At 70.3% G+C, this 16,153-nt stretch carries 11 protein-coding genes and 1 pseudogene; 6 read left to right on the top strand and 6 right to left on the bottom strand.

Annotated features, from left to right (window positions below):
- The first annotated feature begins 39 nt into the window (after nt 1–39).
- From DNA98_RS16715 to DNA98_RS16725, 3 genes are all read left to right on the top strand, one after another.
- Entirely contained in the window at nt 40–3,234 is a 3,195-nt protein-coding gene (locus DNA98_RS16715; RefSeq protein WP_110532528.1) for a BTAD domain-containing putative transcriptional regulator, read from the top strand.
- A gap of 104 nt (nt 3,235–3,338) precedes the next feature.
- Nucleotides 3,339–4,796: an Ig-like domain-containing protein gene (locus tag DNA98_RS16720; protein WP_110532529.1), complete on the top strand. Its 1,458-nt coding sequence runs from the start codon at nt 3,339–3,341 to the stop codon at nt 4,794–4,796.
- Nucleotides 4,797–4,859: 63 nt separating this feature from the next.
- Entirely contained in the window at nt 4,860–5,066 is a 207-nt protein-coding gene (locus DNA98_RS16725) for a hypothetical protein (protein ID WP_110532530.1), read from the top strand.
- 85 nt (nt 5,067–5,151) lie between these two features.
- On the opposite strand, the gene DNA98_RS16730 is transcribed toward DNA98_RS16725, so the two are convergent.
- Nucleotides 5,152–7,083: a serine hydrolase gene (locus DNA98_RS16730; protein WP_110532531.1), complete on the bottom strand. Its 1,932-nt coding sequence runs from the start codon at nt 7,081–7,083 to the stop codon at nt 5,152–5,154.
- 72 nt (nt 7,084–7,155) lie between these two features.
- On the opposite strand from DNA98_RS16730, the gene chrA reads away from it, so the two are divergent.
- Entirely contained in the window at nt 7,156–8,337 is a 1,182-nt protein-coding gene (gene chrA / locus DNA98_RS16735; protein WP_158531668.1) for a chromate efflux transporter, read from the top strand.
- A gap of 72 nt (nt 8,338–8,409) precedes the next feature.
- On the opposite strand, the pseudogene uvsE reads toward chrA, so the two are convergent.
- From uvsE to DNA98_RS16760, 5 genes and pseudogenes are all read right to left on the bottom strand, one after another.
- Nucleotides 8,410–9,186, bottom strand: a pseudogene (uvsE, locus tag DNA98_RS16740) (UV DNA damage repair endonuclease UvsE); the annotation flags it as partial.
- On the bottom strand, nt 9,183–9,803 hold the full coding sequence (locus DNA98_RS16745) for an SDR family NAD(P)-dependent oxidoreductase (protein ID WP_110532534.1): 621 nt from the start codon (nt 9,801–9,803) through the stop codon (nt 9,183–9,185). The pseudogene uvsE and the gene DNA98_RS16745, both read right to left, overlap by 4 nt.
- A gap of 54 nt (nt 9,804–9,857) precedes the next feature.
- Nucleotides 9,858–12,122 (bottom strand): hypothetical protein, encoded by a 2,265-nt coding sequence (locus tag DNA98_RS17855; RefSeq protein WP_110532535.1) that lies wholly within the window; start codon nt 12,120–12,122, stop codon nt 9,858–9,860.
- A gap of 82 nt (nt 12,123–12,204) precedes the next feature.
- On the bottom strand, nt 12,205–12,777 hold the full coding sequence (locus DNA98_RS16755) for a hypothetical protein (RefSeq protein ID WP_110532536.1): 573 nt from the start codon (nt 12,775–12,777) through the stop codon (nt 12,205–12,207).
- 10 nt (nt 12,778–12,787) lie between these two features.
- Nucleotides 12,788–14,110 (bottom strand): hypothetical protein, encoded by a 1,323-nt coding sequence (locus DNA98_RS16760; RefSeq protein ID WP_233493275.1) that lies wholly within the window; start codon nt 14,108–14,110, stop codon nt 12,788–12,790.
- Between the two features lie 359 nt (nt 14,111–14,469).
- Between DNA98_RS16760 and DNA98_RS16765 the strand changes: the two genes are divergently transcribed.
- A complete protein-coding gene (locus tag DNA98_RS16765; RefSeq protein WP_110532538.1) occupies nt 14,470–14,832 on the top strand; it encodes a hypothetical protein in 363 nt (120 codons plus the stop codon).
- Nucleotides 14,833–14,842: 10 nt separating this feature from the next.
- Complete coding sequence (locus tag DNA98_RS16770) at nt 14,843–15,700, top strand: GGDEF domain-containing protein (protein ID WP_110532539.1); 858 nt, start codon at nt 14,843–14,845, stop codon at nt 15,698–15,700.
- Nucleotides 15,701–16,153 lie beyond the last annotated feature (453 nt).

Below are 16,153 nucleotides of genomic sequence, written 5' to 3' on the forward strand. Positions count from 1 at the left end.
CACTCGGGCGAAAGCTCGAGTGAGAACTGAACGAGCCCTATGTGGACGCTAAAGATCCTCGGTAGTTGCGCCTTGGTCAGCCCGACCAAGACCTTAAACCTCGAGCGCAAACCCGCGGCCCTGCTAGCCTATCTGGCCCTCGAGGGCCCCACTCCCCGTGCGCGCTTGGCTGAGCTGCTGTGGCCGGATCTGGAGGAGAAATCCCAGCGCAACAACCTGCGCCAGGTGCTGTTCCGCCTGCGGCGGGCGGCGGGGTTGTTCTGGGGGAGTGACCCGCTAGAGCTAGACATGGCTGTGGACGTGCTGGAGTTCACTACCGGGCTACGGTCGCGCCGGCCCCTCCCGGATCAAGGCTGGCTTGAGGGAACCCTCCTCGGCGGCTTCGAGTACGACGACTGCCCAGAATTCGCCGAGTGGTTGCAGGTGGAGCGCGAGCGGCTGCTGAACTTGCGGCTCGAGGCGCTGGAGGCCGAGGCTGAGCGGCTCGAGCGCGAGGGGCATCTTTCCCGGGCGCTTGCCTATGCTCGGCGGCTGGTGGAAGCCGACCCGGTCTCTGAAGCCGCCTACCGCCGGCTGATGCGCTTGCACTACCTGCTGGGCGACCGCGCCGCTGCGCTGCAGACCTACGCCCGGGCGCAAGAAGCCCTGCGCCGCGAGCTGGGGGTGGATCCCCTGCCATCAACCGTGGAGCTGGCTCAGGCCATCGCCCAGGATGAGGCCGGGGCAAGGCTGCAGCCGGTGCCCGCCAAAGCCTATCGGCTCCAGCCCCTGATCCTGGTGGGTCGCGAACGTGAGTGGGCCGCACTCGAAGCCGCCTGGGCCGAGGGGCGGGTGATCGTGGTGCGGGGCGCGCCGGGGATAGGCAAGTCCCGTCTGCTGCGCGAGTTCGCGGCCAGCAAGGGACCATACGCCTTGTACGAGGCCCGCCCGGGGGATCGGGTGGTGCCTTATGCCGCCTTCGCCCGTTTCGTGCGGGAAAACCTCGAGGAGCGCCCGGAGCGACTGGACCACCTTGAGCCCTGGATCCGGCGTGAGCTAAGCCGGCTGCTGCCGGAGCTGTTTTTAGACGGGGAGCCGCCCCCGCTCAGCGATGCGGCGGCCAAGCTGCGATTCTTCCAAGCCCTGGGGGAGTGGGTCTTGCGGGGGAACCGGGAGGTCGCCGCGATTCTCGCCGACGATTTCCAGTACTTCGACCCAGCCAGCGCCGAGGTGGGGCAGTACTTAATCTCCTCGGTGTTTAGGGCAACCCAGTCTCAGCCCCGGCTGCTCTATACCCTCAGGAGCGGAGAGGCTCCCGAGCTCGAGCGCACCCTGGAGGCGGCGGGCGATCGGGTGGCCATCGTCGACCTGGAACCCCTAGACCAACCAGCGGTGGAGGCGCTGGTGGCGGCCGAGGCTCCCGACCGACCCGGCCTGGGGGCGCGGCTTTACCGGAGCACCGGCGGCAACCCCTTTTTCGTGGTCGAAACCCTGCGTGCGCTGGCCGAGCGTGGGGATTGGTCGGGGCCGCTCCCGCTGGCCGGGCAGGTGGCGGGCTTGCTCGAGGCCCGCTTGGACCGACTGTCCGCTGGATCCCGCCAGCTGGCCGCGCTGGTGGCGGTAGCCGGGGAGGACTACACCCCGTCGCTGGCCGCCCAAGCCCTGGAGACCATCCCGCTGGTGATCGCCGAGCGGGAGGGGGAGCTCGAGGCGGCCGGGATGCTGGAGAGCAGGCACTTCACCCACGACCTGATGGGCGAGGCGGTGGTGAACGCCACCCCTCCGGCCCTCCGGCGCTACCTGCATGCGCGGTTGGGAGAACTCCTCCAGGCCTCGGGGGGCAACCCTGCGCGCATCGCCCATCACTGGATGGAAGCCGGGGAGCCCGAGGGGGCCTGGGAACCCCTGCTGCAGGCTGCGGAAGCCGCGCTCGAGGCCGGGGTACTGGCCCAAGCCCAAGCGTGGCTCGAGCGCCTCTCCCGCGAGGCCCCACCCCCCCTGGCCTACCGGGCAAGGCTGCACCTGGGGGTCTTGGCCATAGGCCGGAACGCCGCCCAGGCGGAAAAGCTGCTGCAGGAGGTGATCCACCTGGCCGAACCCCCCCTGCGGACCGAGGCGCAGGTGGCCCTGGCGCAGCTGTACGTCGTCACCGGGCAGCCCGCTCAGGGGCTGGCCGCGCTGCTCAGGGCGCAGGAGGAGTGCTCCGCCGCGAGCCCGGCCCTGCAAGCTACCTTGCTCCAGACCGAGTTCGAAGTCCGCTGGCGGATGAGCGATCTGGAAGGGGCCGAGCGGGCTCTGCGCCGGGCGCTGGAGCTCGACCCCGGCCCGCACAGATCGGTGTCGCTAGGGCTGCTGCTGTGGTCGCAGGGCCGGTACCGCGAGGAGATCGCCCTGCTGAGCGAGCGGCTCCAGGCCCGCCCGGAGGACCCCTGGCTAGGGGTGGTGCACAACAACCGGGCCTTCGCCCACCTCGCCCTGGGGGAGGTGAATCAGGCCATCGCCGGGTTTGAACAGGCGCTGGCCATGGGAGAGGCCCTGGGCGACCTCTACGACGTGTCCTTGGCCCGGCTCAACCTGGGCACTGCCCTCGTCTCGCGGGGGGCCTATCAACGGGCGAAAGAGCTTCTGGAGGCGGCGCTGGAGGGCTACACCCGGGTGGGGTCCGCCTTTGGGCAGGCCGAGGCTTACTCCCGGCTGGGGCTCCTGCACGCCCGGGCCGGGCGCTGGGGGGAGGCCCGGCAGCACTACACCCAGGCCCTGGAGCGCATGCGCCCCACCGGAGACGCCTTTCGCCTCGCCTATATGCTGGCCGGCCTGGCCGAGGCTCGGGTGGGCTGCGGCGACCTCGAGGGGGCCCAGGCCGCTGCGGAGGAGGCGCTCCTCCTGGCGCAGGCCGCGCCCCAGCCCTATGGCCTAGCGTACGTGCTCATGGCGATGAGCCTGGTGCGCCAGCGCAGGGGGGCGAGCGAGGAGGCGCTGGGCTACGCTCGAGAGGCGGTAGCGCTCGGCGAGCGCTTCGAGATGGCGGAACAGCTAGCCCGGTCGCTCCTGTTCGTTTACGCCGCCTCCGACCGGGCGCAGGCCGACGAGGCCCTGGTGCGCTGCCTGGAGATTGCCCGGGAGCGGGACATTCCCGATCTGGTCTGGCGGGCGGCGCGCCGGCTAGGCCCCCGCTACGCCCGCCAGGCGGAGGAAGCCCTGGCCCGCCTCCAGGCCCAGGCTCCGGCCGGGTGGGAGCTGGAGGACTGTGGCTAGCTCGAGCGTTAGTTGTCCCGATCCTGCCCGGTAACAGCTGGCTAATGCCCCTGTCCTACCCTTGCCTTGGCATTCGGACAGATGCCAAGGCAAAGGAGGGTTAAATGCATCAGCGCACCTGGCAGATCGTGATGGCAGTAGCTCTCGGCGGCCTCCTGGCCGCCTGTGGGGGCGGCGGGAGCGGCGGAGGCGGGGGGGGTGGTTCGGGGCTGGCGACCATCGTGGTGAGCCCGGCCTCGGCCAGCGTCGCGGTGGGGGCCACCCAGGCGTTTACCGCCGTGGCCAAGGACGCCAACGGCAACACCCTGAGCGGGGTGAGCTTCACCTGGTCCTCCTCGAACCCCGCGGTGGCCAGCATCAACAGCAGCGGCCTGGCCACCGGCATCGCCGCGGGCACCACCCAGATAACCGCCAAGGCGGGGAGCGTGACCAGCAACGCTGCAACCCTAAGCGTCACCGCCGGCGGGGGCGGGGGTGGCGGGAACGGCTCCTTCACGCTGAGCCTCACCCCCGGGGCCCCTTCGGCTGGCCAGGGCGGTAGCGCCACCGTGCAGGTGGGGGTAAACCGCAGCAACGGTACGGTGGGCAACGTAAACCTCACCCTGCTGGGCAGCGCGGTGAGCCCCACCGCCGACCCGGCCAAGATCTCCTACAGCTTCAGCCCCAACCCCGAGACCGGAAGCGGAAGCACCCTGACCCTCAGCGTAGGGGCCAACGTCCCGCCGGGGAGCTATGCCCTCACCGTGCAGGGCCAGTCCAGCGGGGACACCGAGACCGCCCCCTTGTCCCTCACGGTGACCGCGCCGCACACCGTCTTGCTGGTAGACGATGATAGGAGCGACAACAACTCCAACACCGGAAGCACCAACCTCTCCGTCTCGGATACCCTCTTCCGCAACCTGCTCACCGCAGCGGGGGTGGGCTATGACGTCTTCGTGGCCCCCGCCAACGGCAACGGCCCCACCTTCGACCAGATGAAGGGCTACGCCAAGGTGGTCTGGTACACCGGCAACGCCTACGGCGGAAGCGGATACGGGACCCTCTCTAGTGCTGACGAGCTCAGCCTCAAGGCCTACCTCGACCAGGGGAGCCGCGAGCTGTTGCTGTTCTCGAGCGAATACCCCTACGACATCGGGGCGGATTGGACCAGCACCAATTCGGACAGCTTCTTCGCCAACTACCTGGGGGCACAAGGCGGCAAGGAAGATCCCAACAGCCACACCGCGGGCGGCGGCCTCAACCACAAGAGCTTCTCGGTAGCCGGAGTTGCCGGCACCGTCACGGCGGGAGACGCTTACACCGTGCAGAAGGACGCTCCCTTATATACCTACACCAGCGCGATCAACCCCGCCAGTGGGACCGACACCCTCCTCACCGCCCAGGCCGACCCGGACAACACCGGAACCGACCACCCGGTGGCGGTAGCCACCGGCCGCAAAGGGGTAGGCACGGCGGGCAGCTCGAAGGTGGTCTACGTGGGGATCACCCTGGAGAACCTCTTCGAAACCGGGAGCGCCGACGCCAACAAAGCCCAGCTCTTAGGCCAGCTCCTCAGCTACTAGCGGTCGTCAAAGCGGGGCCTTCCCCCGGGTCGTGTGCCTGGGGGAGCCCCTTTAGGAGCAACCATGCCAGCCAAAAACGCCTGGGCCTATCTGGTGCGGATCTGGCTCGAGCCGGGCGAGGGGGGCCAGGTATGGCGGGCCAGCCTCACCGACCTCGCCACCCGACAGGCCCGTTACTTTGCCGACTACGCAAACCTGCTGCGCTACCTCGAGGGGCTACCCGCCGCCCAGCGCCCCCAGGGGGGAGCTAAGGATGAGCCGAAACCCTGAGGCCGGGGGCCAGAAAAGCTAGGTACCCCCTCCCCTGCTAGGGGAGGGTTGGGGCCGTACGGTAGCCCGGTGGGGGAATCCGCGTTCACTCGACAGAGAAGGGGTAGTCCTGGGGCTGGTCCTTGAGCCGCACCCGGGGATTGCCCGAGGGGTCTCGGTCGAGGGCCAATTCCTCTGCGGCGAGGGGAGGGTCCACCGTCACGTAGGTGCCCTCCTTCGGGTTGAACAAGAGCTGCGAGGTAAAGCCCCCAACGCTTACGAAGAGGCGCCCTTCCCGCAGGGAGAGGGTGAGCTCCCCCAGGTCGGGGTTGCGGAAGCGGCGCAGGTAGGGTTGCAGCGTGGGGGTGTCCAGGTTGCCGGTGAGGGCCTCGAGGGCTTCCTTTGTGGCCTTGGCGCTGGTCTCGAGGGCGAAGCGAAACCGGGCGTCGTACTCGGCGCTCTGGCCGAAGGCCAGCTCCAGCACCCGGTACATCACCGCCTGGGTGAAGGGGTTGGCGTTCTGGGCGTTGCTGAGCACCACCACCCCCAGCCCCTTATCCGGCAGGAAGGCCAGCAGGGAGGTGAAGCCCAGGGTGTTGCCCCCGTGCTGGATGAGCCGCACCCCCTTGTACTCCCCCACGAACCAGCCCAGGCCATAGCTGGTCTGGGCGTCCACCTTGACCTGGGGCCGCCAGGTGAACTCGAGCCCCTCCGCTGAGACCACCCGCCGCCCCTGGGGGCTGACACCGCGGGCCAGCTCGGTGAGGAGGTAGCGGGCCAGGTCGGGGGCGGTGGACCAGTGGGCCCCCGCCGGGGCCACCGGGAGCAGGGCTCGCTCGTCGTCCAGGGGAAGGGGGCGGTACTGGCCGGAGAGGCTCCGGCCGTGGGGGGTGGCGTGGTTCCCCCGGGCCAGCACCAGCTCAAAGGAGAGGGTGGTGTCCCTCATCCCGATGGGATCCAGCACCCGGGAACGCAGCTCGCGGACGTAGCCCTCGAGCATCTCCTGGGGGCTGGCCCCGGCCGCCACCGCGGCCAGATAGCCCCCGCTGGCGACCATCTGGTTGGAGTACTGAAAGGCCTCGCCGGGCCGGGTGTAAAACTGGAAGCTGCCCAGGGAGCGCACCACGTCCAGCGCCGAGAGGGACCCTCCGCGGAAGAGGATCTCGTAGTCGCGCCGGGGTACCCCGCTGCAGGCGCAGACCAGGTCGTGCAGGGTGAGGGTCTGGGAGAGCTGGGGATCGGCCACGCGGAACTGGGGGAAGACCGCCCGCGCCGGGGTGTCCCAGCGCATCTTGCCCGCGTCCACCAAGGTGGCCATGAGCAAGGTGGTGAGGGACTTGCCCGCCGAGCCGATCATGAACTGGGTGTCGAGGGTGACCGGGGCCTCCTTGCCCAGCTCACGGACGCCAAACGCCCGCTGATAGACCACCCGGCCCCCCTGCACCACCGCCACCACGGCTCCTGGAACCTGGGCCCGTTGCATGGCCTGCGAGATGTAGCCTCCCAGCTCGGCGGCCATGGCCGGGTCGAAGGGCTTGGGGGAGGCCGCGCTGAGGTCGGTCTGCTCGAGCTGGGCGATGCGCAGCCCGGAGGCGATGATGTTGACCTGGGAGCCCCGGCGGGCGAGGGCCTCGGTGCGGGCGTCCACCAGCACCAGGTAAACCCTCCCCCGGTACCGCTGGGCCAGGCCGATAACGGTGCGCTCGGGCGGGGTCTTGTAGGCTACCTGTACGGTCTGCTCCACCCCGCCCTGGCTGGGGGGTTGGGCGCGGTTCGCGGCGGGGAGGGCGAAGCCGGGATCCACCCGCCGCCAGCCCGCGGCCAGGGCCTCATCCGGGTCGCTCCCCTCCAGCGCCAGCAGGTAGACCCGGATCCCCCCCTCGGGGTCGGTGAGGAGGGCGTACCCCCCTTTGGACTCCGCCTTCCACCCGGTGGGGAGGGGGGCGGTGTAGAGGCCGTCGGGGTCGCGGTAGGACCCCTGCCCGAGGGCGGGGGAGAGGGCGGCCAGCAAGAGGAAGATGAGAATGAGTCCCGGCATGGCTCATGCTTGCCCAGGCCCGTCATGCCACCGTCAGCCCGCGGGGGTCCGGGGCGGGGTATACTTCACGGCGTGCAGGGCAGGGGCTGGCGGGGGGTGGCCGAGGTGTTCGGGGTGTTCCTGCGGCTGGGGCTCACCTCCTTTGGCGGGCCGGTGGCCCACCTGGGCTACTTCCGCGAGGAGTTCGTGCGGCGGCGGGGCTGGCTCGATGAGCGGGCCTACGCCGACCTGGTGGCGCTGTGCCAGTTCCTGCCGGGGCCGGCCAGCTCGCAGGTGGGCATGGCGGTCGGGCTGTATCGGGCCGGGCTGGGGGGCGCGCTGGCGGCCTGGCTGGGCTTCACCCTGCCCTCGGCGGCGCTGCTGGTGCTGTTTGCGCTGGGGGTGGCCCGGCTGGAGGCGCTGGGCTCGGCGGGGTGGCTGCACGGGCTGAAGGTGGTGGCGGTGGCGGTGGTGGCCCAGGCGGTGTGGGGCATGGCCCAAACCCTCACCCCCGACCGGCCCCGCCTCACGCTGGCCGTCGCGGCGGCCATGCTGGCCTTGCTGCTGCCGGGTTCGCTCGTGCAGGTGGCGATCATCGCCGCTTCGGGAGCCGCGGGCGTGTGGCTGCTGCGAGGACCGGTAAGCGAGGGCCCAGCTTCCCTCCCCCTGCAGCTAGGCCGCCGCTGGGGCCTGCTGTTCCTGGCCCTGTTCTTCGCCCTGCTGCTCGCCCTGCCCCTGCTGTGCCAGACCCCGGCCCTGGCCCTCTTCGACAGCTTCTACCGCGCCGGAGCCCTGGTCTTCGGCGGAGGGCACGTGGTCTTGCCGCTGCTGCAGGCCGAGGTGGTGCCGCCCGGCTGGGTGGACCCCCAGGCCTTCGTGGCCGGCTACGGAGCGGCGCAGGCGGTGCCGGGGCCGCTGTTCACCTTCGCCGCCTACCTGGGCGCGGTCAACCGGGCGGGGCTCGCGCCGTTGGTAGGGGCGGCCATCGCCCTGGTGGGCATCTTCCTGCCGGCCTTCTTGCTGGTGGCGGGAACCCTACCCTTCTGGAACCGCTTGCGCGGCCACCCAGGGGTGCAGGCCGCCCTACGGGGGATCAACGCTGGGGTGGTGGGCATCCTGCTGGCCGCGCTGTACACCCCGGTCTGGACCAGCGCCATCGGGAGCGGGGCCGACTTCGCCTTGGCCCTGGGCTGCTTCACCCTGCTGGCCCACTGGAAGGCCCCGCCCTGGCTGGTGGTGCTGCTGGCGGCGGGGGTGGGGGGGGTGCTGGGCTGAGGCCCCGACGGGGAGCCGGAGCAGGGCCAGCTCCTTGCCCTTGGCCTCCACCATGACGTCGGCGGGGCCGGGCAGGGCCTCGAGGAGGGCGTGCAGATCCTCGGGGAGGATTTCGAAGGCGTGGGCCCCCGGGCGCTTGGCCGGGTCCTGGCTGGCCAGGTGGACCTTGGGCCGGCCCGGCCAGGTGGGGAAGGCCAGGCGCAGGGCCTCCCCCAGGCTGAGCCGGCCGGGGTTCAGGGCGTGGTGGAGGGTGTCGATCACCAGCGGCACCCCCAGCCTCTCGGCCACCCGCAGCACCTCCTCCGCCGCCCACAGCCGCTCGTCGTGTTCCAGGGCCAGGTAGCGCAGGACCTCCCCCTCGCCGCGGAGGTTCTCCACAAAGCGCTCCGCGGCCCGCTCCCGCTCGCCGTAGACGCCGCCCAGGTGGAGGACCAACACCCCGTCCTCGGCGCCCAGGAGGCTCAGAACCCGCGCCGAGTAGCGCAGCTCGGCCAGGGAGCGCTCGACCACCCCTGGGGTGGGGCTGGCCGGGTTGACGTACTGGCCGGGGTGCATCGAGAGGCGCTGCCCCAGGGTGCGGGCCAGGGCCCCCAGCCGGGCCAGCTCCGCCGCGTGCGCCGCCTCCCAGCGGTAGGGGAAGCGGGGGTGGGAGGCGAAGGGGATGAGCCCCTGGCCGATGCGGAACAGGGCCAAGCCCCGCTCGGCGTTCCAGCGCAGGATGCGCTCCAGGTCCCGCAGGTTGGCCTCGGCCTTCTCCCGCGCCCGCTCGGGGGAGAGCGAGGCCAGGCGCAGGGTGCGGTTGGTGGTGGCCCCCAGGGTCAGGTTCTCGCAGGGGTAGCCCAGCCTCATAGCTCGAGGGTCTCCCCCGCCCCCTCCAGCCCGGCCAGGATCCGGCGGGCGGCCTCGTCGGGGGTGAGGGCTCCCCGGGGGGCTCCTCCCAGGGGCGCCCACAGCTCCGTGGCCACCGCCGGCAGGCGCACCAGGATGAGCTTTACCCCCTCCCGTCCCAACTCCTTGCGGGCCGCGTTCACCAGCCCCTCCAGGGCCCGCTTGCCCGCGGCGTAGGCGGCGAAGCCGGGCGCCTCCACGTAGGCCGGATAGGCCCCCAGGAAGAGGGCCCTGGCCCCGGGGTGGAAGCGCGCGTGCTTGAGGGCAAAAAAGGCCCCCAGGAAGTTGGCGGTGAGGACCTCCTCCAGGCGGTCGCGGGGGGTGGCGCGCAGGGGGCTTCGGGCCACCGCCCCCGCCGCGTAGAGCAGCAGGTCCAGGGGGCCGGTGGCCTCGAAGAGGGCGGCCACCTCGAGCTCGTCCCCCAGCTCGAGCGGCGCCGCCCGCCCCCCGGTCTCCGCGGCCAGCGCGGCCAGGGCCTCGGCCCGCCGGCCGGCGAGCCACAGCTCGGCCCGGCCCTGGAGGAGGCGGGCCAGGGCCCCGCCGATGCCGCCGGTGGCGCCGATGATCAGGGTCTTCACGGCCCCAGGGTGACACGGGAGGGGGCCTCCCCACCGGTCCCCCGGCCACAATCGCTAGGGGCAGCCGTTGCCGTGAAGGGCGTACACCTGGCCGTAGTCGCGGGGCGGATCCCTCACTACCCGGTCCCAGTCCACGCAGCGGTAGACCCCCTTCATGAGGTCGGCCACCCCCTGCCGCAGCCCCGCCCCGAGCACCCCCATCCGCCCCGATACTGCCAGCCAGCGGTAGGTCTGGCTCTCCACGTCGGTGCCCGGGCCCTGGTTGGGCAGGGAGGTAGGGCCGAGGCCGGAGAAGTTCTCCACCGGGTTGCCCGAGGCGTTGTGCCACTGGCAGGCCCAGTAGTGGGCCGCCCCGTACCAAGCTTCGGGGGTGAAGCGGCGCATGGTGTCGAGCCAGCCGCTCACATAGGCCTCGAGCAGGGCCTTCACCCGGCCCATGTCGTAGCCGGGGGCCTGGGCGTCGGTGAGGCGGTAGAGGAGCCAGGCGACGTCCCCGGCCCGCCAGCCCTGCCAGCCGTTGCTCATCAGGTAGGTGTCCGGCCCCGGTTTCCCGCAGGGGTCGCCCCAGGAGGGGCTGTAGGGGGGGATGCCGTTGTCCCGCTGCTGCGCCCCGTGGACGCTGAAGACCAGGTTGCGGTAGAAGCTGCGCCCGGTGCCGACGAACATCCCCGGGGGGTAGCCGTAGTCCATGGGGACGTTGCCGGCCCCCACCCCGTCGCCCGGGGTGAGGATCAGGGGCAGCCAGTACCAGGCGTCCATGATGTACTGGTCGGTCTCCTGCGAGGCGGTGGCGGTGGCCTGGAGCCGGTGCAGCTTCTCCTCCTCGCCGAAGATGGCGTGGCCTACCTCAAAGACCTGCGAACCGGGCCAGCCCCTCGGCTCCACCCGGGAGGGCAGGGAGGGCGTCGCCACCCCGCTCGGGGGGGTGTAGAGGAGGCCCCGCTCCGGGTGGGCCCCGGCGAAGCACCCGTGGAAGCGCTCCCCCTGGTCCTCCAGGCCGTAGGCCTGCATCCAGTACCACTGCCGCACCACCCGCCAGCGGGCGTAGTCCAGGAGCTGGCGCACCCCCTCCACCCCGTCCTTGAGCCCCGGCCCCCCACCGCGGTAGTACAGCAGGAGCCGGGCCAGCCCCACCTCGAACTGCGAGCTCAACCCCCCTCGGGGCGAGTTGTCGGGCTTGCAGGCGGCGAAGCCCAGGGGGTCCCGCTCCAGCCCGGCCTCGATCCCGTTCGCGATGGCCGCGATGCCGTCGTATCCCGCGCCGAAGAGGTCCTCCGGGGCGACCCGGGGCAGCCAGTGGTTCCAGTCGGGCAGCTGCAGGGCTATGGGCAGCTCGCGCACGTTGAGGGAGGCCTCGCTGCGCAGCCAATCCGGGCGCAGCCGGGCCCCCGTCGCCTCGTCGCTGGAGAGCACCGCGTCGATCCCCGCCCCCGCCGCCCAGTCCCGCACCGGGCGGCCGTCCAGCCCCGGCCCCGGCTGGTAGGGGGGGTTCCAGGGGCGGGCGTAGGGGGAGGCGTAGGTCGGGAGGCCGCGGATGTAGCTGGCGATGGCCTTCCCCTGGTCCTCGCTCAGGCCGTGGAACTGGGACCGCACCACGATGGAGCGGTTGGAGTAGTTGAAGTACTTGAGGTCCCGCCCGTCGGGGGCGTGGCAGCTGCTGCAGTGGGCCCGCAGGGGGGTGGGGTCGCGGAAGGAGGTGCGCAGGGGGGCCCCCGTCCACAGGGCCTTCCCCTGGGCGGCGGCCTCCGCCCCCGGGAGGGGGGGCGTCCAGCCCGCCGGGTCCTCCTCGCGCAGGGGGGTGGTCAGGGCGGAGTTCCCCGCGGCGTCCAGGAGGTCCAGCCGCACCACCCGGTAGCCCGCGCTCACCCCCGGGGCGCGGTCCAGCACGAAGCTCAGCCGGTGGGGGCCGGGCTGGAGGGAGAGGGGGAGGGAGAGGTCGAAGACCGCGATCTCCCCGTTGATCCCCCCGTTAGGGCGGCTCGGCGTGCCGTCGGGGTGGGTGTCCTGCCCCAGCCGCGCGAGGACGGCCGGGTCGCCGGGGCCCTCGAGGCGGAAGTGGGTGTGGTCCAGGGGGGTAGGGGAGCCCCCGTCCACCTCCAGGTGGCCCTCGTCCTCGCTCTGCAGCCCGTGCACCCGCAGCTTGAGGGTGGCCGCCGGGCGGGCCAGGGTCACCGGCAGGTCCACCCGGGTGCCGTCCGGACCCAGCACCTCCAGCGGGAGGAGGGCGGCAGGGGGTTGCAGCGGGGATGAGGCGGCGGGCGGGGAGGGCTGGTTGCAGGCCGCCAGGCACAGCAGGAGGAAAATCCAGCCCAGGCGCATACCTCGAGCCTAAGATGGGGCTCGCCTCCGCAGGGTTTATTTGCACACGCCGCCCGGGCGGGGTGGGGGGCAACCTCGAGCCTCAATCCGGAATGAGCTTGAACAACCGCCCGGATAGGCTCACGTTGGCCTTTTCCAGGGTGTAGCTCACGGTGTCCCCCGCCAGGCTCACTCTCAGCCCGAGGCGGAACTTTCCGCTCTTCAGCAGGCCGAAAGCCGGGCTGGTCTCGCCGAGGGTGCTGCCGAGCTCGAGCGGCTTCTCTTCGCCGGGGCTGAGGTTGACCGAGCCGGAGGCCACCGTGTAATCCTGGTTGCCGTCGTAGATATTGCCGTCGCCCGGAGGGGCTACGTGGACCTCCAGGCTCACGCTGGCCGGGGTGCTGCCGGTGTTCTTCAGGCTCAGGCGAGCCTCGAGCCTGGCCTGCTCCAGGATGTCCAGGTTGGGCAGCTCGAGGGCGAGGCCGTCGGGGTCGTTGCCGTAGGTGCTGTCCCCGTCGTCATCGGGCAGCAAAAGGGTGGCGGTGGTGAGGTCCAGTTGCCCGCTGCGGGAGGCGGTCGGGATGTACGAGAGCGCGTCCACCCGCACCGTGGTCAGCGTGTGGCCGCTGCAGGCGGCCAGCCCAAGCGCCAGGAAAAGGATCAGGGTACGCTGCATGGTCGTGCTCCTAGAAGCCCAGGCTCAGGGCCAGGCCATAGACGGTGCCCCTGACGACGGGGGCCTGGTGGACCGTGAGGGCGGTGTCCAGGCTGAAGCCCTCCAGCCGCACCCCTCCGCCCAGCCCAAACTTGAAGCCCCCTTCCAGCCCCGCCCCGGCCCGCAGCCGGTAGGGGCCCAGGGCGTACTCGGCCCCCAGGTGGAAGCTGCTGTCGAGCGAGGAGAAGTCGGCCCCTACCAGGAGGCTGCCCTCCTCCAGGGGCAGCCGGTAAGCCCCGTTGAGGAAAAGGGCTGGGGCAAAGCCCCCGCTTTGGCGCTCCGCCGGGGTTTGGCTCGAGCTCCCGTTCTGCACGGTGACCTCGGTGCCCGACCAGCGGATGAAACCCACCAGGTTGCGCACCCCCAGGCCCAAGGTGAAGCCCTGGTAGTCCACCACCACCCCGGCGTCGGCGCGGACCCCGAAGCCCTGGCCATTCCCCGGCACGCTGTAGAAGTAGCGCACCTCGTAGTCGGTGCCGTTGGGGTTGCCGTTCTGGTCGAAGGTGGGGCGGGCCGTGGCCTGGGCCTCGAGATAGCCCAAGCCGTAGAAGCCCTCCCCGCGCACCCCGGCGTAGAGCTTCCCCGCGAAGTCGGGGAGCTCCGGCAGGGGCGTGGCGTAGGCCAGGTTGAGCCCCAACCCGCTTATGAAGTTGGTTCGGCCGGTGAGGGCGCAGGGCGAGGGGGTGGCGCTGCGGCAGCGGCTGAGGTCGCCGGCGCCTACGGCCTGCTTGAGGTCCTCGCTCGCCTCCACGCCGAGGCCGCCGCTGCCGTAGATGAGGCCCAGCTCGAGCCCCAGCCCCGGCACACCGGTCTCGAGGGGAAGGCGCAAAAGGGGGGGAGGGGTCAGCGCCGAGATCGTCTGGCCACCGCCCCCCACGCTGAAGTCGAGGTTCAGAGGGTTGCCCTGACCGTCGGTGATGCGAACTTCGTTTTGACCGATGGAGAAAACCACCTCATCCGGGCTGCGCGCGGGGTTGAAGAGGAAAGAGTCCAGGTGGGTGAGCTGGTCGTAGAAGCTGAGGGCGTCGAAGCGCTGTTTGAAGGTCTGGCGGTCGTAGAAGTAGGCCGGGGCGTTGGTCTCGGGGAACAGCGGCAAGACCATCCGCAAAAGGCCCAGCGGCAGGCGGAACCCCTCCGCCTCGGCGTAGGCAGGGGGGTAGGCGGCATAGGCCGGGTTGTAGGGCGCGGCCTCGGGCCCGGGGAGGATCAGCCCGCCGAGGCCCTGCTGGCGGACGCCTTGGGCCAGGGTCATTGCTGAACTGGTTACCAAAAGGAGCAAAAGCCATCGTCTCATCCGGAACGGGAGATAGAACCTCAGACCCGCTCACCTCCTTCGCATAAAAGTATTTTAGTAAACAGTGTTCTTGTAAGGCCCAGCCCGCGCGTGAAGTCGTACCCGCAGAAAAATGTGCCTGCGGCAGAGCCGGGCCAGGATGTAGCCCTAGGGGATGGGCGCGAGGTAGGCCGGCGGAACCCGCTCAGGAGGCACTTCAGAGGGATCGGAGGCGCGGGTGGGCCAGGCGCCGACCGGGGGCGCAGGGCTCCGGGCGCGTGGTTTTCCCGACGCCTCGAGAACCCCTGGCCTCGCCGGGGCAAGGGGAGGGTGAAGATGTCAACGGTCCCACCCTTTAATCTTTTAGACTCAGAGCAGCCATGTATAAGCCTAAACCTTGGGAGAATAACCAGAAACAGCTCCATCTAAACCTGCGGGCCCAGCTCTTTGAGATCCCTCCCTTGTGGGATGCGCTCTTGATCGGTTGTCGGGCTCCCATCGGCCCGGAGGCCGCCCGGCGCATGGCCGAGAGCCTATCCCCCGGCCAGTACGAACTGATCCCTCTGGAGGGGCCGGTGGTCGAGGCCTGCTTGGTGCGCAAGAAGCTGCTGCAGTTGGTGGAATCGGAGAGCCTGCTGCGGGTTCTATTGGAGGAATGCGCGCAGATGCTCGATGAGGAGACGGTGATCCGGGTGCACTTGGACCTGGAGTTGCAGGCCAGGCATACCCTGAGGCTAAAATAGGTCCAACCTTATGCAGCGCCGTGTTAGCGACGTCATGATTCGGGATCCCCTGGTAATAGAAGGTGAGCTAAGCGTGGCCGAGGCGGCCCGCCTGATGAACCAGCACCGGGTGGGCGGCTTGCCGGTGTTGGTAGGCGGTCAGTTGGTGGGCTTGCTCACCTCGAGGGACGTGCGGGCGGCCCACCCCAACCGCCTGGTTCTGGACGCCATGCGCAAGGCCCCCCTGACCATCTCTCCCGAGGCTAGCCTCTTCGAGGCCTTTGAGCAAATGCAACAGGAAGAGGTGGAGCGGCTGTTGGTGGTGGAGGGGGAGAGATTGGTGGGGGTGCTGACCAAGGGCACGCTTCTGTACGCCCTGGGGGCCAGCCAGGACCCCCTGACCGGGCTGGCCCGTGCCGACTGGCTACGGCACACCCTGGAGGGCTATTTGCAGGAAGGCTTGGATCCCACGTTGGTCTTTGCCGACCTGGACGGATTCGGCTCGCTCAACAAGGCCCATGGCCACGTGGCGGCGGACCGGGCCCTGCGGGTGCTGGGCCAGTTGCTGGGGAACTTTGCCCGCGCCCACGGCGGGGAAGCCTTCCGCTATGCCGGGGACGAGTTCGTGCTGCTGTTCCCCCGCCCCCGCAGCGAGGTGCTCCCGCTGTTGGAAAAGTTGCGGCAGGAGGTCAGAGCGCTGAAGGTGGAGGGCCTGCCGCCGCTATCTTTCTCCTTGGGCGTATCTGGGGGGCAGCGCCACTCGGGTCGGGTGCCGGAGAACCCAGCGGCCACCGCCGACGACCTCATCAACCTGGCCAGCCAGGCCTCCACTAAAGCCAAGGGAAGCGCCCAGGGCTGGGTTCAGGTAGTAGTTGAAGAGGGGGGCTGATTCTCCGTCAATGGCCCCTGAGCGGTCTGGTAACAAAATTTACGCTAGCAGAATGCGTACAACCCCACCCTCTCCTGCTAGTAATACGTCCTACGTCGTACGTCGAACGAAGGGGATCGGTCTCTCGGGTGTATGGGCCTCCCGCCGCCGGAGGCGGCGGCGTCCCGACAGGGAATCTACCCCTAGGTGTACGGGCGTAGCCCGTCCCGATAGGGAATCTACCCCGGGTGTACGGAGTTTGCTCTGTCCCGATAGGGGATCGTCCCTTGGGTGTACGGCAGTACGCCGTCCCGAGACGCTTCCTTCGCCGCCGGTAGGCGGGGTAGGGGATCGTCCCCCGCGTTTAGCGTAAGACGTACAGCGTACGACGTAAGTCGCGTTTTGCGTGTAGCATACGACACCAGTAAAGCCCAATGCCCCAAAAATCAAGTTACCAGTGCACTTAGGGCAGGC

The sequence above is a fragment of the Meiothermus sp. Pnk-1 genome, from assembly GCF_003226535.1.
In the GTDB taxonomy this organism is placed as follows: Bacteria; Deinococcota; Deinococci; order Deinococcales; family Thermaceae; genus Allomeiothermus.